This is a genomic window from Pannonibacter indicus (assembly GCF_001418225.1).
Classification (GTDB): Bacteria; Pseudomonadota; Alphaproteobacteria; order Rhizobiales; family Stappiaceae; genus Pannonibacter; species Pannonibacter indicus.
Genome location: NZ_LIPT01000001.1, coordinates 325,589 through 343,527, shown reverse-complemented (window position 1 = coordinate 343,527; position 17,939 = coordinate 325,589). Strand labels below are relative to the sequence as shown.

Here is a 17,939-nt window from a genome sequence, read left to right as displayed (position 1 = left end):
CCTGCAGCGCTTCGCCAAAGCCTTCCGGCTGGCTGGAGGGGGCCGGAGTGGAGGGGGAGGCAGGCTTCTTGCTCATGCCGTGCAATATGGGCCGAAACCGCTGCCGGGGAAAGGGGGAGTTGCGGCTTTGTTCTGACCGGAAATACAGACTGTAATCGGGCGTGACCCGAATTTGGCGGCCGAGCTGGGGAAAAGAAAGTTGTTCGTATTTTGTTCTTTTTCTGATATTCACGGTCCATGTATGCTTGCGCCCGCACGGCGCCACGCCGTCTTGAGGATACCGCATGAGGAATCAGCTGACATCTCTGGAACTCTGCGCCGGAGGCGGCGGGCAGGCACTTGGCTTGGAGATGGCGGGTTTTGATCATGCTGCTCTGTTCGAGAATGACCCGCACGCCTGCCAGACGCTGCGTTTGAACCGGCCGGAGTGGACGGTTCATGAGCATGACCTGTTTCAGGACTTCGATTTCGAACAGTATCAGGGCGTGGATCTTCTGGCCGGTGGCTTGCCCTGTCCGCCCTTCTCAGTGGCTGGCAAGCAGCTGGGCGAGAAGGACGAGCGCAATCTCTTCACGCGGGGCGTGGAGATTGCAGAGCGGGTTAAGCCGCGTGCCATCATGTTCGAGAATGTGCGCGGCATGCTGGACCCTTCGTTCCAGTCCTACCGCGAGTTCATCGAGCTGCGTCTGCGCAAGATTGGCTTCAAGGTGTTCTGGAAGCTGCTGCAGGCCTCCGATTTCGGCGTGCCGCAGCTCCGGCCCCGTGTGGTGATGGTGGCGTTGCAGCGCGAGTTTGCGGACAACTTTACATGGCCCGAAACAAAGGTTCCGGCAGCCACTGTGGGCGAAGCGCTGCATGACCTGATGGCCGCAGGCGGCTGGGCAGGGGCTGCGGCCTGGAAGGAGCAGGCCTGCCGCATTGCTCCGACGGTGGTTGGCGGTTCCAAGAAGCACGGCGGGCCGGATCTTGGCCCGACACGTGCCCGGCGGGCTTGGGCGGAGCTGGGGGTCGAGGGGCGGACGATTGCCGATGAGTGTCCTGCGCCGGACCATGAGGGAATGCCCCGGCTCACCGTGCGGATGGTCGCCCGGATTCAGGGCTTTCCGGACAGCTGGGAATTTTCGGGCCGCAAGACGGCTGCCTACCGGCAGGTCGGCAATGCCTTCCCGCCGCCTGTGGCCGCTGCCGTTGCCCGCTGCATAGCCGTGGCTCTGGGCATGCCCGCGCTGGCAGGGCGTGAAGCGGCGGAATGATCGGCGATGGCTCCCCGGCCGATCTGCGGCAGCAGGATCAGCAGAAGCTGAAACTGATCGCGGATGAGATTTTCCGGCTTGCTGGCGGCGAGGCGCAGTTCATCCGGATCTTTCCCGAGCTGATCCGCGAAGCCGTGGAATACGTGATTGATCCGGTGCGCACGGCACGCACGCGGGTGTCCGACCTCGACAATGTGGAAAAGACGTTCATCGGCCTGAAGGTGGAGCATTTCCTGCGCGATTTTCTCGGGGTTCCCAAAGGCCTGCGCGACTTCCGCCTGCTGGGTGAGGACGTGGACGTGAAGAATACCGTCCGCGAAACCTGGATGATCCCGCCCGAGACCTTCCGCAATGCCGAGCCCTGCCTGCTGGTTATGGTGGCAACGGAAGAGCGCCGCTGCTCCATCGGCATCATGATTGCCCGCGAGGACTATCTGAACCAGCCGAACCGGGATGGAAAGCGGAGTGTCCGGCGGTCCAGTTTCGGGCATATTCACTGGATGATCCGCGATGGCCAGCTGCCGGACAGCCGCTTTGAAGGGCTGGACATGGTGCGCTTCCGCGAACTGCGGGCCGTCAACGGCGGGACGAGGCGTGTGGTGCAGTTCTTCCGGGAGAACACCGGCAAGGTGATCCACCGCACGGTGCTGCAGGCGCTGCTCTTTGACCAGAAGGACTACATGAAACGTGTTCGCGGCAATGGCGGCGCGCGTGATATCCTGATGGCAGAACGGACGGCGCTGTTTTCAGGCCTGTATCACAGTGCTCTCATCGCGGCACTTGCGCTTCCCGCCTGTGACAGGGAGGAATTTATTGCGCGCCGCTGTAATGAGGCGGAGTGGGATATGGTGCTTGCAGGCGGCTATCTGGCGGCAAAAGACTGAAGTCACGTCAGCTCACGATGAGCCTGACTCATCGTGAACTGGTCAAGCCCGTGCGGCGCATGAGCCCTGGCATCAATGGCAGACAAGCTTTCACCCGAGCGGCGGTCGCGCAACATGGCGGCGATCCGGTCGAAGAACACGAAGCCGGAGATGATTGTCCGGTCAATGGTGCACGGGCTGGGCTTCCGCTACCGCCTGCACCGCAAGGATCTGCCGGGCAAGCCGGATCTGGTGTTCGGCCCGCGCCGGAAGGTGATTTTCGTGCATGGCTGCTTCTGGCATTTGCATCCTGACCCGGACTGCAAGGATGCCCGCATTCCCCAGTCCCGCCGCGGCTACTGGCTGCCTAAGCTGACCCGCAACACCGAACGGGACCGGGACCATGTGCAGCAGCTGGAGGCCATGGGCTGGCAGGTGCTGGTCATCTGGGAATGCGAGGTCCGCAGGCCGGATGACCTGCGGGCGAAAATCAGCGCCTTCCTCTCTCCCTAATCACCGCTTCATCGACACCAGCGAGAACATGGCGCCTTGCGGGTCGAGGGCGTTGATGATCCAGGCGCCGCCGGGGACTTCCTGCGGGCCGTGGATGACCTTGCCGCCGGCCTTGGTGACGCGGGCGATGGCGGCGTCAAGGGCTTCGACGTTGATATAGTAGTTCCAGCAAGGCTGCGGCATGTCCGGCATTTTGGTCATGATCCCGCCGATGCCCTGGCCGTTCAGGGCAAAGCACTGGTAGGTGCCCATTGGCCCCATGTCGACAGCCATGTCCTTCTCCCAGCCGAACATCTTGCTGTAGAAGGTGAAGGCTTCCGCGCCATCTCCGGCATAAAGCTCGTTCCAGCCGAAGGTGCCGGGAAGGCCCATGGCCGGTTCCGGCGGCAGAGGTTCATCCGGCATGTCCGGCTTGAACAGGCTGAGGACGGCGCCATGCGGATCGGCCACGACGGCAAAGCGGCCCACCTGCGGAACGTCCTCCGCCGGGCGGACAATCCTGCCGCCGCTGGCGGCAAATTCGGCGGCCTTGGCATCCACATCGGCAACACCCACATGGCCGCTCCAATGGGGCGGCACGCCTGAGCCTGCCAGTTCGTCCGGCAGGGCCAACAGGCCTGCGCTGGGCATCGGCTGGCCGGGAACGGTCAGAAGCGTGTAGTCGAAGCCCGGCATGCCCGAATCCGAGACCTGCCACCCTACCACGTCCGAATAGAACGCAGCGGCTGCTTCCGGATCCGTGGTGATCAGCTCGTGCCAGATGAATTTCCCGATCATGGGAGTCTCCTCATTGCGAATTAAAGGGGGCGGGCCGTCAGGCTGGAGCCAGAATGTGGGTCATGAACTCGCGGAAGGTGCCATCCGGCTGCTGCACGCTGCCGGTGAAGCTGCGGGTGCCGTCCGGCAGGAAGCGGATCACATCGCGGTAAACGGCGCTTTTGCCGGGCGTGTCGAAATCCGGGCCATCGGCTTCCAGAACCAGCGTCTGTCCCTCATCTTCCAGCCAGCCGCGGTAAATCCAGAGATAATCCATCATGGAGCCGGTCCAGGTGCCGGTGTAGCGGCCAAGGGCAGGGTCGTAGCCGATGGTCATCAGCATTTCCGCCGGTTCACCATCGGGCATGAGGCCGCGCGTTTCGATGATGGCCCAGAGATCTCCGAGCATGCGTCCGGTTTCGGTCCAGCGCTTCGCCGGATCCTCGGGATCATAATCCGGGTGACCGGTGGACGAAATCATCCGCCATTCGCCCGCGAGCCTGCGCAGGATCTTGTGATGCTCTGTTGCGGTTGAAGGTTGCATGACGGGCCTCCTCTCCCGGTTGCTGATTGGCGCCGTCCGGCACGAGCGCGCTTGCGCGCCGGATCAGGGCGCTCTATCCCCGAAAACTGCCGATTGACGATATAGGTTGATATCAACATAAATAGGCCATGTCAAACACCCCGCCCGTTCCCTATGCCAAGACCCTGCAGGTGAAGGACACCTGCCTGTGCCTTTTCACCCAGCGTGCTGCCCGTGCACTGGCGCGCCGCTTTGATCTGGCGCTGAAGCCCACCGGACTGACGAACCAGCAATTCTCCCTGATGATGGCGTTGAACCGGCCGGAGGCTCCGGCGCTGGGGCAGGTGGCCGGGCTTCTGGGCATGGACCGGACCACGCTGACGGCGGCGCTGAAGCCGCTGGCACGCAAGGGCTGGGTGGAGGTTCTGCCGGATCCGAAGGACAGGCGCGGCAAGCGGCTGCATCTGACACAGGCCGGGGCGCAGACGCTTGCCGCTGCGGTGCCCATCTGGGATGAGGTGCATGAGGCCCTTGAAGCAAGGATGACGGCCGATCCGCAGGTCCTGCGCGATGGGCTGGCGGAAATCAGTGGCTAGGCGCCGCTTTTATGCCCGTCCGAATGGCCGAGATCCCGCTCCGGCCAGACGAGGTTGCGCAGGCGCTGTTTCAGCACCTTGGCCTCGGGGAAGCCGCCGTCTTCCTTGCGCTCCCAGATCTGCGTGCCGTCGCAGGTGATGACGAATACACCGCCGGTGCCGGGCACGAGGGTGACGGAGCCGATTTCCTCGGAGAAGGTAGAGAGCAGTTCCTGGGCCAGCCAGGCGGAGCGGAGCATCCAGTTGCACTGGCGGCAGTAGGTGATGGTGATGGCGGGCTTTCCGGTCATGGCCTGAGTATGCGGTGAGTCCGCCGCTCCGGGAAGAGGGTGTGGAAACTGCGTTTGCGGCTGGCCGCTTGCCGCCGGGGACAGGATGGAGCAGAAGGGAGGCACGTTGCTGCCCGCTCCGCTTCCGTGGTTCCCGTTCATGCCTGATCTGCCGCCCCAGCCTTTGCCTGCGCCCCTTGCGGCGGCTCTTGCGGCCTGTCCGCCGCTGGCCGGGGCGTTGCGCCGGGAGGCGGGAGACCGGCTGCAGGTGGCGGCTGTCTCCGGCCTCAGCAATCACGTTTACCGGCTGACGGGGGAGGCGGGCAGCTTTGTCCTGCGGGTGGAGCGGGCGGAGAACCGGGGGCTCGTCGACCGCCAGACCGAGGCTGAGTTTTCGCGCGTGTCCGAACGGCTGGGACTGGGGCCACGTGTCATTCTGGCGGTGCCGGAGCAGGGCGTGATGCTGATCGAGGCGGTGCCGGATGCTCATCCGCTTGCGGCGGCGGATGTTGCCGGGGCTGAACTTTTGGGGGCGTTGCTGGCGCGGCTGCATGGGGCGGCTGCCGCTTTCGGCGGGCTGGCCCGGCCGCCGGTCTTCGTGCCCTCGCAGCGGCTTCGGGAGATGATCCTTGCGGCGGAGGCAGACGGCGCTGCACCGGAAGATCTTGCCTTTCTGCGTGATGCTGCCAGTGACCTTGCAGCAGTGCCGCAGGTGTCGCCCGCCCCATGTCATTGCGATCTGGTGCCGGGGAACATCCTCAGTGATGGCAGGCGCTTGTGGCTGATTGACTGGGAATATGCGGGCTGGTCCGATCCGGCCTGGGATCTGGCCTATGCAGTTCTGGAATGCGGGCTGGACGCGGCTGCCGAGACGGCGCTTCTGGCCGCCCATGCCGCAGGCCTTGCCCATGGCGAAGACCCTGACGTGATGCGGCAGCGGGTGGCCGCGATGAAGCCGGTTTGCGATGGCATTTCCGCGCTCTGGGCGCTGGGGCAGGCGGCGCGCGGCAATGATGCGGCGGATTTCAGGGCATTTGCAGCACAGCGCCTGGCGCGCGCGAGACACAGCGCCAACGTCTGAGCGTTGCGGTCACTGCGGCGGATTGGCCTCGAATTCCTGTTGCACGCACATGGCATGGCTGGTGTTCATCTGGCTCAGCAGGCCGGTATCTTCCGGATTGCCCAGAAGCTTGTCCCACAGGCCGTCCGATTTCATGGCGGTCAGTGTGCAGGAACAGATACGCGCGCAGGCAGATTGTTCGACACCGCCCGCCGTGCAGGTCAGGGTGCAGTTTTCCTGAAAGTCATGGGAGGTTCTGTCCTCGATGACTCCGGTGGTTGCCACGAGCCAGAGGCTGCCGAACAGCACAGGTTGATGGATCAGATAGACCGCCAGCGAGTGGCGTCCACCCCGGCACAGCAGATGGCTGAATGCGGAGCGCGGCTGCCAGCGGGAGGCCCAGAATTTTACGTCAGGCTGACGCAGCATGTGCCCGGCAGCAACGCCCAGCAGGGTTGCGCCTGCCCAGGGCACCAGCGGCACCCAGTCCACGCTGGAAAAGCCCGGATCGCCAAGTCCTGTCCAGAGCCACAGCGGCCCGTCGAAGGCAGGGCCAGCTGCCCAGAAGGGCAGGGAGAAGACCAGCAGCGCGGCGGCAACGGACGCAAGGGCGGGCAGGCGGACAAAGGGCAGGGCCAGCAGGCAGGCAGTGGCAATGCAGTGGAGAATGCCGAAGCGCACCATGCTGGCGTCGAGTGCAGACCATGTGCCGGCGCTGACAGCGGCTGCAGCCACCAGGATCACGGCTTCCCGCCGCCAGAAGGCGCGCCAGCGGATGCCGTTGCCATGGGCCAGGGTGAGGCTGACACCGGCCAGAAACAGGAAGGTGCCTGCAATCAGCCGGGCATAGGTCTGCCAGCCGCCATCCTCGTTGACGGGCCAGTCCACGATCCCGAACCAGGACAGATCCCAGGACAGATGATAGGAAACCATGGCCAGCAGCGCGAGGCCACGGGCAAGGTCCAGCCCGTGAAGGCGCAGCGTGGAAGAACCGGTACTTGGAGAACTGGGTGCCGGGCTGGCGGTCATTGCGGAGATCCGTTTGAACTCCGCCTGCCGTGCACGGGGCTTCTGGCAGGCTGCCGGAGCGAGCCGGGCAGGTGCCTGACGGTATGCCTAGCCAAGAAAGGCGGACGCCAGAACACTGGCAATGGCTGAAACTGCGATAAAGCCCGCTACATAGGGCCAGGGTGAACGCGGACTGCTGACGAGGCTATCGGTATCATAACGATCCTGAATGCTCATCTCAGGGCTCCTCCCGGTTGGGTTTGGTCCATATGTGACGTCCCTAGGAACGTTGCATATGGTTAACGTCCGGTTAAAGCCCTAATTGTCCCTCCGGTTCCGTTGTCCTGCATGTTTTTTCCGCTGCTGTGGAAAAGATCCTAAAAGCCGAGTGTTTCCAAGCCGTTTTCCAGATAATCGGCGAGCAGGGGCAGGCCGATCAGATAGCTGGCGGCGCCTTTCATACCTCTGGCCCGGGCCTCCTCGACGGCCTGATCGAAGTCGCTGGCATCAAAGTCGCCGCGGCCGACCCAGGCAATGGCGACCAGTTCGGCCGACTCATCCACGTTCAGGTCAGAGATCAGTTCCCGCAGTTCCTCCTCGCTGAGGTCGATGGATTCCTCTTCCGCAAGGGCGTTATGCATGTGGAGGTCGGAGAGATGGTCCTCATCAAAGTCGATGCCATTGCCGCGGTCTTCCTCGAACGCGTCGTTGAGGGCGGCAGCTGCGGAGCGGGCCTTCTGCACCAGCATGCGGATTGTTTCAGGCGACAGGGTCAGTTCAACGGCCATGGCAGAACTCCATGTGTCTTTCACTCCCTCATTAAGTCATTGGATGAACAGAGACGCAACGGGGCAGGCCCGGAGGCGGCTGGTGCAATGCGGCACGCGGCCAGGTGTGTGCCGGACATGCGAAAGCCCCGCAGAGCGCGCTCCCGGGGCTTTCGCATGAATGCACAAAGGATCTGGCCGGAGCTTCACCCGGATCGCAGAGCCTGCAGGTGGCGCAGGTCCTTGCCGGCCTGAGCGGGGGGCTGCATGTCCTGTTGAAGAGCATTGTTCTGCCCGGGCTCATGCGCCGATGGCGAAGAGCCGAGGAAGGCAACGGCAGCGGCGAGCATGACACCGAACACAATCGCCATGCCGAGGGGGCGCAGGCTCGCCTCGTCTTCGGGACCCGTCTTGCGTGCAGTGCGGATGGTGGCCATCGGCGGGGCATCCATCCGGGTGTTCCCTGCTTGTGCCTGCCGTTCCGGTTCCTGCGCAGACGAGCCTGTGGCTGTGCGGTCAGCTCCGGTCATCGCAGATCCTCTCCGTCACGGGGAATGCCTGCCGCAGCGGGCGCGCCTCCAGATCCTGCAGCAGTTTCATGCCGAGGCTGAGGGTCAGGGAAAGCATGCCGGCGAAGGCCGCTGCCAGCGTCAGCATCAGGCCATCTTCTGAGGGGGACGCGGTCACCGCATAAATCGCAACGGCTGCAACGCCAGCACCGCCGGCGGCAGTGAAGGGGGTGAGCCGGAAAATCTCCTTGAAGGAGTTCTGTGGGTCGAGCATCGTCTGATCTACCATTCCAAGGCCCTTTCATCAGCGCCCAGACGGGCAGAAACTGGCCTGAAAATGCGACGGCCTGCGGCCCGGAAGCGGGCGGGTTGCAGCATTTTTCATGGCCATTTCGTGGCGGGAAAAGTTTTAGTTTGTAGCGATCATCTTCACTGGATTTTTGCCCTTGCAGGCGATACCGGAACGTACTGGATGTTTCGGCGCGGGGATGGGCCCGCCAGGGACGGGCAAGAGGCATGAGCGGATCAAGCGAGGCGGCAGCAGTGATGCAGGCGCCGGACCAGAAGCTTTTGCAGACTGCGGCTTCCGCGGTGCCGGATGCTCACGCCGGACCGCATCTCAGTCTCTCCGGTCTTTGGTTTCTGATCGCTGATCCATCCGCCAAGCGCCTGATGTGGCTTGAGACGGCGACAGTCCAGATCGAGGGCAAGGGTGCCGGACTGAAACAGGCCGCCCTGTCCGAGGCGCTTTCTGCGCTCGCACCGCAGACGCAGAAAAACCTTCTCAACCTGTTCAACACCGTCATCCGGAAGGGCAAGTGCGGCCCCATTGATGTGGGCACGGATGCGGAGAGTGGCATTGCCGGCATCAGCCTGACCGGCTGGCGTTACGACGCCGGTGATGGGCGCCAGTTTGTCATCTGCCACCCGTCCACGGTGGCAGCTGGTGGAGAAGGCGGGCATGTGGTGCGCGGTCTTGCGCCGATCCTGAAGCACTTCGTGGAGAATTCCGGCAAGATCGTCATGACGGCGGATAATTTCGGCTATGTCCGCTATGCCAGTCCCGGCTTCTTTCACGCCTTCGGCATTGACGACCCGGCGCTTTGCATCGGCCGCAACATTGCCCACATCCCGAAGCGTGTCGGCAAGACGCTCGCAGCTCTGATCCAGACGGTTCTTGCCCGCTCGTCCAGCGCCTCCGGCAAGGGGCGCTTCAAGATGCCGAATGGCGACACCATGGTGATGCACTATTCGGCCCTGTTCTTCCGCCTTTCAGAGACAGCGGGGGGGGTTGTCTTCACGGCAGAGCCGGATGGCCACAGCGAGGCGGATTTTACCCGGATCTTCGATGTGATGACGTCGCCGGTGATCGTCGTCGACACCAAGACACGCAAGATGCTGGCGGCCAACAAGGCAGCGCGCAAGGCCTTTCAGCTGACCCAGCAGTCGATGGACGAGCATCCCATCACCGAGACCCTTCTGCATCCCAAGAGCTACGGACTGCTGCTCGAAGCTGCAAAGAAGGCCAACAACATTCCCATCGCCGTGGTGGTGAACAGCCTTGACGGCTCGTCCAGAAACAAGCGCATCCGTGCGCTCTTCATCGACAACGGCGAGGATCCGCCGCATCTGGTGCTGGAAACCCGGGCCTGAGGGGAGAGGCCGGGCGCCTCCCGTTTTTCGAACATTGGTCTGCCTTCCGTCCTGGTGGATTTATTTTTTGGCACAAAAGTTGACGCAAGCCGCAGATCTGCCGTGCTTGGGCCTTGCGGCTGTTCTGTTGTCGGCTTAGGGTCCGCGCGCTCGAAATCACCATGTCTCCTATGGAGGACCCTCATGGGCTTTATTGCCGATGCTCTTTCGCGTGTGAAACCGTCCGCAACGATTGCGGTCACCAACAAGGCGCGTGAGCTGAAAGCCGCCGGCCGGGACGTTATCGGTCTTGGCGCTGGCGAACCGGACTTTGATACCCCGGAAAACATCAAGGCTGCGGCGATCAAGGCCATCAATGAGGGCAAGACCAAATACACCGCCGTGGACGGCATTCCCGAGCTGAAGGAGGCGATCTGCGCCAAGTTCAAGCGCGAGAACGGCCTGACCTATACCCCGGCACAGGTGACGGTCGGCACCGGCGGCAAGCAGGTGCTTTACAATGCTCTCATCGCCACCGTGAACCCCGGCGACGAAGTGCTGATCCCGACGCCGTACTGGGTGAGCTACCCGGACATGGTGGAGCTGGCCGGCGGCACGCCGGTGATCGTGGAGGCCGACAAGAAGACCTTCAAGATCACGGCCGAAGCGCTGGAAGCTGCGATCACGCCGAAGACCAAGTGGTTCATCTTCAACTCGCCGTCGAACCCCTCGGGCGCCGCCTACACGCGGGCCGAGCTGAAGGCGCTCACCGATGTGCTCGTCCGTCATCCGCATGTGTGGGTGATGAGCGATGACATGTACGAGCACCTCGTCTACGACAACTTCGAGTTCACCACCCCGGCGCAGGTTGAGCCGTCGCTCTATGACCGCACGCTGACGGTGAACGGTGTCTCGAAGGCTTATGCCATGACCGGCTGGCGCATCGGCTATGCAGCCGGTCCCGTGCAGCTGATCAAGGCGATGGCGACGGTGCAGTCCCAGTCCACGTCCAACCCCAGCTCCATCGCCCAGTATGCGGCCGTGGAAGCGCTGAACGGGCCGCAGGACTTCATCCCGAAGAACAACGAGATCTTCAAGGCCCGCCGCGATCTGGTGGTGTCCATGCTGAACCAGGCCAAGGGTCTCGTTTGTCCGGTGCCGGAAGGCGCGTTCTACGTGTTCCCGTCCTGCGAAGGCTGCATCGGCAAGACCGCGCCGTCGGGCAAGGTCATCGAGACCGACGAGGACTTCGTGACCGAGCTGCTGGAAGCTGAAGGCGTGGCCGTGGTGCAGGGCTCGGCCTTCGGCCTTGGCCCGAACTTCCGCATTTCCTATGCCACCGCAACCGAAGCCCTGGAAGACGCCTGCCAGCGCATCCAGCGCTTTTGCGCTAACCTGCGCTGAGCCGTCGCTGACGGTAATTGATTGAAGAGCCCGCCGGTGTGAGCCGGCGGGTTTTTGCTGTTAAAGTCCTCACCGTGGTCATCCGGCCAAGCGCAGCGCGAGCCGGGATGACGGTGGAGGGGCTGCGGAGGCGCCCACAAAACTCTGCTTGCATGAACTGCCAGAGCTCTATTGCTTCAGCGCTTCTTAGTCTTCCCGTAAACATCCCGGTACTCCGGAGCGGTGGGGCAGCCGGGCTGGGTGCAGGGCAGGGCGAGTTCCCCAGCCCGTTCGCGGCGGTGTTCGGCTTCGATCTGCTGGCGCTTGTCGAGGCCTTGCGTCTGCTGCTGCTGGCTTTTGTCCAGAAGCATGCGACCGGCCTGGCCGCGCATGGATGGGGCGGCGGCAGTGCCGTTGTCGCTGGAGCGGCGCAGGGCGGAGGTCTGGGCCTGAGCTTCGGAGCCTGTGTCAAACGGCAGCAGGGCTGCCGCCAGAAGCAGGGCGGTGGCCACAACGCCTTTAAGCGTCTGGATCTGCATGCTGACTTCGGCCTTTCGCTGCCTCGTCCGGTTGTCTCTGGCCTTGTTGTGGCCCGCAGATGCGGCAGGGGCAAGGCCGTTTGATGCTGCAGTGCCGCACATCTTTTGCTTGCAAATGGCGCCCGCGCAGCGCGACGATACCTTCAACAGCGACGTGATGGCGTCAGACGCGCGCGGAGCTGCAATACTCAAACGCCGCAGGGCCTGGCCCGGCTCCGGAGCGTCCGGACAAGACGGCTCATGTCCCTGCAGCGGGTGGACGGCGCGCAGACGCGGCGTCATCTCCTGCCGCGATCCTCGCGCTGGCAACACAAGCCAACGGGAGACGGCAGCATGAGCGGCATTCAGGAAAGCACCAGCAGCGGCAGACGATCCGGCCCCCGCTGCGTCGCGATTGCCGGGCCGTTCGGAAGCGGCAAGACAACCCTGATGGAAGCCATATTGGCGCGCACGGGGGCAATTTCCAGACAAGGCAGCCAGGGAGGCGGCAACATGACGGGCGATGCCTCGCCGGAGGCGCGGGCTCACGGCATGAGCATCGAGATGAACATCGCCGGAACGGAGTATCTGGGGGACCATTATACCTTCCTTGATTGCCCCGGTTCCGTCGAGTTTCTCACCGACATGGAAGGCGCCCTGTGCGGCGCGGATCTGGCGATCGTGGTGGCGGAAGCCGACGAGAAGAAGGTTCCCGCGCTGCAACTGATCCTCAAGATGCTGGAAGAGCGCGGTGTGCCCCGGCTTCTGTTCCTCAACAAGATCGACAAGGCCACCCAGCGGGTGCGCGACGTGCTGCAGATGCTGCAGCCGGCCTCCAGCGTGCCTCTGGTCTTGCGGCAGATCCCGATCTGGAAGAACGGCATCGCCGTGGGTTTCATCGATCTTGCCCTGGAGCGGGCCTTTGTCTACCGCGAGCATGCGGAAAGTCTCGTGATCGACATGCCGGGTGATGAACTCGCCCGCGAGGTGGAAGCGCGCTTCTCCATGCTGGAACGGCTGGCCGACCACGACGATGTGCTGATGGAAACCCTGCTGGAGGACATGGCGCCGGGCCGGGAGCGGGTTTTCACCGATCTCGCCGAGGAAATGCGGCAGGGGCAGATCTGCCCGGTATTCATCGGCTCGGCAGAACACGGCAACGGCATCCAGCGGCTGATGAAGGCCCTGCGGCACGAGGGGCCGGATGTGGCGGCGACGCGGGCGCGGCTGGGCCTGAGCCCCTCCACCGAGGCGGGCGTGGTGGTGAAGACGCTGCACACGCTGCATGGCGGCAAGCTGTCGGTGACGCGGGTTCTGGGCGGCACGGTGGCCGAGGGGCAGGGGCTGCATCTGCCGGAGGGCGGAGTGGAGAAGCCATCCGGCCTGCTTTCGCTGTTTGGCCAGCAGACGAGCCGCCGGGGCGCCGCAGGAGAGGGGGAAACCGTGGCGCTGGCGAAGCTCGACGGAGCGCAGACCGGAATGCTGCTGGGGCTGAAGGAGCCGATCCGCCAGTGGATGCCCTTCCGCCGGCCGGAGCCGGTGATGGGCCTTGCCATCTCCACGGCCGATCACAAAGAGGATGTGAAGCTTTCCGCTGCCCTGCAAAAACTGACAGAGGAAGACCCCGCCCTGCATGCGCGGCTGAGCGAGGCGACCGGCGAGACCCTTCTGGAAGGGCAGGGCGAAATGCATCTGCGTGTCGCACTGGCCCGGCTCAAGGGCAAATATGGCCTGACGGTGGAGGCGCGCGCGCCGCAGATCGCCTACCGCGAGACCATCCGCAAGGGCACCAGCGTGCGCGGGCGGCACAAGAAACAGTCGGGCGGGCATGGCCAGTTCGGCGATGTGGTGCTGGAAATCCGGCCGCTGGGACGCGGAGAGGGCTTTGTCTTTGCCGAGAAGATCACCGGCGGGGTGGTGCCGCGCCAGTATATCCCGTCCGTGGAAGAGGGCGTGCGAGAGGCGCTGGGCCATGGCGCGCTGGGCTTCCCGCTGGTGGATATCTCGGTCGTGCTGACGGACGGGTCCTATCACTCGGTCGACAGTTCCGATCAGGCCTTCCGCATGGCGGCGATCACGGCGATGCGCGAGGGGCTGCCGGAGTGCAGCCCGGTGCTGCTGGAGCCGATGGACGAGGTGATTGTCGTGTGCCCGTCCGAGGCGACGGCACGCATCAACGCCATCATCCCTGCTAGGCGCGGCCAGATCCTCGGCTTTGATGCAAGGCCCGGCTGGGCCGGATGGGACGAGGTGCGCTGCCTGATGCCGCAGGCGGAGCTGGACGGTCTGATCGTGGAATTACGATCAGCAACGGCAGGGGCGGGCAGCTTCCACCGCCGCTTTGACCATCTGGCAGAGGTGACCGGCAAGCTCGCAGATCAGATACTTGCCCGCGAGCGGCAGAAGGCTGCATAAAGGAGGTCTCCATGCAGCCCTTCGGGCTGCTGCCAACAGGAGGGGCGAGGCCGGTGCGGACGGGCGCCGGCCTCATCTTCCTGCACGAGTTCTTGCCCCAGTTCTTGCCCCAGTTCTTGCCCGGGTTCCTGCCTGATACATGCCTGACGCCCGTCAGATGCTCAATCCTGCGTGCGCAGGGGCTCGCCAGACGTCACCAGAGCGTTATTTGCATCTTCAGAATTTCAGGCGTTTGCTGTTTGCGCTGATCAGGAGGACAAGATGCATATCATCCGCAAGCCGGGCTGGGCCCTGCCCGAGCATATGGCAACACCGGAGCACCTGTTCTGGAACCGCCGCGCGATTCTGGCGGGCATGGCGGGTGCGGGCGCGCTGGCACTGGGGGCGGGGCTGCCTTCCGGCGCAAGGGCGCAGGATGGTGCCGCAGACCCGAGCGCCAGCCTCTATCCGGTGAAGCGCAACGAGGCCTATACGCTGGACCGTGCGCTCAGCCAGGAAAAGCATGTCACCAGCTTCAACAACTTCTACGAATTCGGCACCAGCAAGAGCATCGCCCGTGCGGCGCAGTCCCTGCCCATCCGCCCGTGGACGGTGACCATCGACGGCATGGTGGACAAGCCGCAGCAGATCGGCATCGATGATCTTCTGAAGGCCATGCCGCTGGAAGAGCGGCTCTACCGCTTCCGCTGCGTCGAGGCTTGGTCCATGGCCGTGCCCTGGTCCGGTTTCGCCCTGTCGGAACTGGTGAAGCTGGCGAGCCCCCAGGCAGGCGCCAAATACCTGCGCTTTGAGACCTTCCAGGACGCGAGCATTGCGCCGGGCCAGAACATGGTCTGGTATCCGTGGCCCTATGTGGAGGGCGTGACCATGGCCGAGGCCACCAACGAACTGGCCTTCATGGTGACCGGCGTCTATGGCAAGCCGCTGCCCAAGCAGAACGGCGCGCCGCTGCGCCTCGCCCTGCCGTGGAAATACGGCTTCAAGTCGATCAAGAGCATCGTCCGCATCACCTTCACCGACGAGCGGCCGAAGACCATGTGGGAAGCTCTGGGGCCGACCGAATACGGCTTCTGGGCAAATGTGAACCCTGACGTCGCCCATCCGCGCTGGAGCCAGGCGCAGGAAGACGTGCTAGGCACCGGCCAGACCGTTCCGACCCTGCTCTACAACGGCTACGCCGAACAGGTCGCCGGCCTCTACAAGGGTATGGAAGGCGAGAAGCTGTTCATGTGAAGCTGTGTGGCTTCAGGGATGTGATGCGGAAGGCTCCGGGGTGTCTGCGAGGCCTTTCTTTCTTTTGATTGAGGCCTTTCCATCGTCATCCGGATGCGCCCCGCGCGATCGGGGGCCTTTTGCGTTCTGGCCGGGGCGACGCTGAGAGCATGGCGCGGTTGCCTGTCCATCTGCACCGCGACCCACAAGGCAAAAAAAAAGCCGGGTCAAAAGACCCGGCAGTTATTTTTGATTTTCCACAGCGTGGAAAATCACCTTCCAGAGGGGAACAGCTGGCTGAATTGGCGTCGCTGGGAGGAGAGTGCGACGCCGCAGAACCAACAGTGATGCTTATATGCAGTGCACAAGCTGATTAAACAAGTGGCACCTGCGCAGGTCAGCCATGCGTTTAAGGAATGACTAATATGTCAGCCCTGCACAATCCTGTCACATTTCTCTCGGGGGAATCATATTTCCTTTTTTGATTCAGTATCTTGGTGTGCGCTTTGTGCAGATTTTGATCTTATGGTCAGATTCCGTGCAGTTTCAAGAATTGCCTGTTTTTTGTGCGAATTCGTTCTGGCTGGTATTTTGATGGATGAGTTCGCAGGAGCGCACAGGCTGCAGCTGGACGCTATTCTTCCTGAAAGTGATATGAAATCAAAGGGATATGATCTTGGAGGCGTTTTCTGCGCTGCGGCATTCTGTCCAGCGGCGGAACGCCGGTCAGTAGGACCAGCGTTCGGCCTTGGCCAGCAGAAAATCACGGAAAGCAGTGATGCGTGCCGTGTTCTTCAGCTCGGACGGATAGACGAAATAGGTGTCGAAGCTGGGGATCTGGTCTTCCAGATGCGTCAGGATCTGCGTCACGCTGGTGTCATTCTCGACGATATAGTCCGGCAGGATGGCCACGCCGATGCCCTGATCCACCGCGCGCTTGATCGCCACCACATTGTTGACGCGCAGCACGATGCGGCGCGGCTCGCCCAGCGGTCGGTGCGCCGTTTCCAGCCAGTTCATGTCGCGCAGATAGGCGGGCGCATGCTCGCCGAAGGTGACGATGCGGTGATTGTCCAGATCCTCGATCGTCTTCGGGGTGCCATAGCGCTTCAGGTATTGCGGTGAAGCGTAGATGTGGAAGTGCACGGTGAAGAGCTTGCGCTGGATCAGGTCCGGCTGGGTCGGCTGGCGCAGGCGGATGGCCACATCCGCTTCGCGCATGCCAAGGTCCAGCTCCTCGTCATCGAAGATCAGCCGAAGTTCCATGTCCGGATAAAGATCGATGAACTCGTTGATGCGCGCCGTCAGCCAGGTGGAGCCAAGGCCCACCGTGGTGGTGATGCGCAGCACGCCGGAGGGCTTTTCGCGGCTGTCGGTGAGGCGCGTCTGCACGGCCTCCAGCTTCATCAGCACCTCGCGGGCTGTGCGGTAGAGGAGTTCGCCCTGCTCGGTGAGCAGAAGGCCGCGCGCGTGGCGGTGGAACAGCGGGATGCCGAGGTCCTGTTCCAGCGCGCTGACCTGACGGCTGACGGCGGACTGGCTCATGTTCAGGCTGTCGCCCGCATGTGTGAAGCTGCCTGCCTGTGCGGCGGCATGGAAAATGCGCAGCTTGTCCCAGTCCATCATGCGCCTGCTTCTCCTCTTCCGCCGCCCCTCTTTGGCGGGGCAGCCCGATTCTGGCTGCTTCAGCCAGCCTTTGCCGCCTCAAGCGCATGTTCGGCCAGAAACTTCTCCGCTTCAAGGGCGGCCATGCAGCCCATGCCGGCGGCGGTGACAGCCTGGCGGTAAATGTCGTCGGTCACATCACCAGCAGCAAAGACGCCCGGCACGGAGGTGCGGGTGCTGTCGGCCTCCGTGAAAATGTAGTCATTCGGCTTCAGCGTCAGCTGGCCGCGGAACAGATCGACCGACGGCGCATGGCCGATGGCGATGAAGACGCCGTCTGCCTTGAGTTCATGCGTTTCACCGGTTTTGACGTTCTTCAGGCGTGCGCCCGTGACGGCCTTGGGCATGCCGCCGCCAAGGATTTCGTCCACAACGCAGTCCCAGACCACGTTGATCTTCGGATTGGCGAACAGCCGCTCCTGCAGGATGCGCTCGGAGCGGAAGCTGTCGCGGCGGTGCACGACCGTCACCTTGGAGGCCAGATTGGCCAGATAAAGCGCTTCCTCGACGGCCGTATTGCCGCCGCCGACCACGATCACTTCCTTGCCGCGGTAGAAGAAGCCGTCGCAGGTGGCGCAGGCCGAAACGCCCGCACCCATGAAATCCACTTCCGACGGCAGGCCCAGCCAGCGCGCCTGCGCGCCGGTTGCGATGATGATGGCATCGGCCAGAAATTCGGTGCCGCTATCGGCAACGGCGCGGAACGGGCGCTTCGACAGGTCCACCCTGGTGATGATGTCATGCACGATGCGCGTCCCGACATGTTCGGCCTGAAGCTGCATCTGCTCCATCAGCCAGGGGCCCTGGATCGGCTCGGCAAAGCCGGGATAGTTCTCCACATCGGTGGTGATGGTCAGCTGACCGCCCGGCTGGATACCCGCAACGAGAACCGGCTCCAGCATGGCGCGTGCGGCATAGATGCCGGCGGTGTAGCCAGCCGGGCCCGAGCCAATGATGAGCAGCTTCACGTGTTCCGTCGCCATGTCCAGTTCCTTAA

The 17,939-nt window shown here is 63.4% G+C and carries 19 protein-coding genes; 9 read left to right on the top strand and 10 right to left on the bottom strand.

Annotated elements, in window-relative coordinates; translation table 11 throughout:
• Nucleotides 1-284 precede the first annotated feature (284 nt).
• From ASC48_RS01510 to ASC48_RS01500, 3 genes are all read left to right on the top strand, one after another.
• Nucleotides 285-1,253, top strand: coding sequence for a DNA cytosine methyltransferase (locus ASC48_RS01510; protein ID WP_055454054.1), 969 nt, complete (start codon nucleotides 285-287; stop codon nucleotides 1,251-1,253).
• Entirely contained in the window at nucleotides 1,250-2,137 is an 888-nt protein-coding gene (locus ASC48_RS01505; protein ID WP_055454053.1) for a NaeI family type II restriction endonuclease, read from the top strand. Before ASC48_RS01510 ends, ASC48_RS01505 begins: the two co-directional genes overlap by 4 nt.
• Before the next feature lie 75 nt (nucleotides 2,138-2,212).
• Nucleotides 2,213-2,629, top strand: coding sequence for a very short patch repair endonuclease (locus tag ASC48_RS01500; RefSeq protein WP_055454052.1), 417 nt, complete (start codon nucleotides 2,213-2,215; stop codon nucleotides 2,627-2,629).
• Here ASC48_RS01500 and ASC48_RS01495 read toward each other — a convergent pair whose 3' ends face one another.
• Together ASC48_RS01495 and ASC48_RS01490 are read right to left on the bottom strand one after the other, a co-directional pair.
• Entirely contained in the window at nucleotides 2,630-3,406 is a 777-nt protein-coding gene (locus tag ASC48_RS01495; protein ID WP_055454051.1) for a VOC family protein, read from the bottom strand.
• 37 nt (nucleotides 3,407-3,443) lie between these two features.
• On the bottom strand, nucleotides 3,444-3,929 hold the full coding sequence (locus ASC48_RS01490; RefSeq protein WP_055454050.1) for a DUF1579 domain-containing protein: 486 nt from the start codon (nucleotides 3,927-3,929) through the stop codon (nucleotides 3,444-3,446).
• 128 nt (nucleotides 3,930-4,057) lie between these two features.
• On the opposite strand from ASC48_RS01490, the gene ASC48_RS01485 reads away from it, so the two are divergent.
• Nucleotides 4,058-4,504, top strand: coding sequence for a MarR family winged helix-turn-helix transcriptional regulator (locus ASC48_RS01485; protein WP_055454049.1), 447 nt, complete (start codon nucleotides 4,058-4,060; stop codon nucleotides 4,502-4,504).
• Here the strand turns inward: ASC48_RS01485 and ASC48_RS01480 are convergent.
• Entirely contained in the window at nucleotides 4,501-4,794 is a 294-nt protein-coding gene (locus ASC48_RS01480; protein WP_055454048.1) for an Rdx family protein, read from the bottom strand. The genes ASC48_RS01485 and ASC48_RS01480 overlap by 4 nt on opposite strands.
• A gap of 139 nt (nucleotides 4,795-4,933) precedes the next feature.
• Here ASC48_RS01480 and ASC48_RS01475 point away from each other — a divergent pair, with 139 nt between their 5' ends.
• Complete coding sequence (locus tag ASC48_RS01475; protein WP_167345104.1) at nucleotides 4,934-5,854, top strand: choline/ethanolamine kinase family protein; 921 nt, start codon at nucleotides 4,934-4,936, stop codon at nucleotides 5,852-5,854.
• 9 nt (nucleotides 5,855-5,863) lie between these two features.
• Here the strand turns inward: ASC48_RS01475 and ASC48_RS01470 are convergent, their stop codons facing one another.
• From ASC48_RS01470 to ASC48_RS01455, 4 genes are all read right to left on the bottom strand, one after another.
• The gene (locus tag ASC48_RS01470) at nucleotides 5,864-6,862 is read right to left on the bottom strand and encodes an acetyltransferase domain-containing protein (RefSeq protein ID WP_055454046.1); all 999 of its coding nucleotides are present in this window, start codon (nucleotides 6,860-6,862) and stop codon (nucleotides 5,864-5,866) included.
• Between the two features lie 356 nt (nucleotides 6,863-7,218).
• The gene (locus tag ASC48_RS01465) at nucleotides 7,219-7,629 is read right to left on the bottom strand and encodes a DUF3775 domain-containing protein (RefSeq protein ID WP_055454045.1); all 411 of its coding nucleotides are present in this window, start codon (nucleotides 7,627-7,629) and stop codon (nucleotides 7,219-7,221) included.
• Nucleotides 7,630-7,814: 185 nt separating this feature from the next.
• Nucleotides 7,815-8,138: a hypothetical protein gene (locus ASC48_RS01460; protein WP_141658843.1), complete on the bottom strand. Its 324-nt coding sequence runs from the start codon at nucleotides 8,136-8,138 to the stop codon at nucleotides 7,815-7,817.
• Nucleotides 8,125-8,406 (bottom strand): hypothetical protein, encoded by a 282-nt coding sequence (locus ASC48_RS01455; protein WP_055454043.1) that lies wholly within the window; start codon nucleotides 8,404-8,406, stop codon nucleotides 8,125-8,127. Before ASC48_RS01455 ends, ASC48_RS01460 begins: the two co-directional genes overlap by 14 nt.
• Before the next feature lie 227 nt (nucleotides 8,407-8,633).
• Between ASC48_RS01455 and ASC48_RS01450 the strand changes: the two genes are divergently transcribed.
• Nucleotides 8,634-9,770, top strand: coding sequence for a PAS domain-containing protein (locus tag ASC48_RS01450; RefSeq protein WP_208975490.1), 1,137 nt, complete (start codon nucleotides 8,634-8,636; stop codon nucleotides 9,768-9,770).
• A gap of 183 nt (nucleotides 9,771-9,953) precedes the next feature.
• A complete protein-coding gene (locus ASC48_RS01445) occupies nucleotides 9,954-11,153 on the top strand; it encodes a pyridoxal phosphate-dependent aminotransferase (protein WP_055454042.1) in 1,200 nt (399 codons plus the stop codon).
• Between the two features lie 176 nt (nucleotides 11,154-11,329).
• Here the strand turns inward: ASC48_RS01445 and ASC48_RS01440 are convergent, their stop codons facing one another.
• Nucleotides 11,330-11,671 carry a hypothetical protein gene (locus ASC48_RS01440; protein WP_055454041.1) on the bottom strand — a complete coding sequence of 114 codons (342 nt, stop codon included), beginning with the start codon at nucleotides 11,669-11,671 and terminating at the stop codon, nucleotides 11,330-11,332.
• Between the two features lie 333 nt (nucleotides 11,672-12,004).
• On the opposite strand from ASC48_RS01440, the gene ASC48_RS01435 reads away from it, so the two are divergent.
• Together ASC48_RS01435 and msrP are read left to right on the top strand one after the other, a co-directional pair.
• The gene (locus ASC48_RS01435; RefSeq protein ID WP_055454301.1) at nucleotides 12,005-14,065 is read left to right on the top strand and encodes an elongation factor G; all 2,061 of its coding nucleotides are present in this window, start codon (nucleotides 12,005-12,007) and stop codon (nucleotides 14,063-14,065) included.
• Between the two features lie 261 nt (nucleotides 14,066-14,326).
• Nucleotides 14,327-15,298 (top strand): protein-methionine-sulfoxide reductase catalytic subunit MsrP, encoded by a 972-nt coding sequence (msrP, locus tag ASC48_RS01425; RefSeq protein WP_055454039.1) that lies wholly within the window; start codon nucleotides 14,327-14,329, stop codon nucleotides 15,296-15,298.
• Between the two features lie 705 nt (nucleotides 15,299-16,003).
• Here msrP and ASC48_RS01420 read toward each other — a convergent pair.
• Together ASC48_RS01420 and trxB are read right to left on the bottom strand one after the other, a co-directional pair.
• Nucleotides 16,004-16,900, bottom strand: a complete 897-nt coding sequence (locus ASC48_RS01420; RefSeq protein ID WP_055454300.1) for a LysR family transcriptional regulator — start codon at nucleotides 16,898-16,900, stop codon at nucleotides 16,004-16,006.
• 62 nt (nucleotides 16,901-16,962) lie between these two features.
• Nucleotides 16,963-17,925 (bottom strand): thioredoxin-disulfide reductase, encoded by a 963-nt coding sequence (trxB, locus tag ASC48_RS01415; RefSeq protein ID WP_055454038.1) that lies wholly within the window; start codon nucleotides 17,923-17,925, stop codon nucleotides 16,963-16,965.
• Nucleotides 17,926-17,939: the final 14 nt, after the last annotated feature.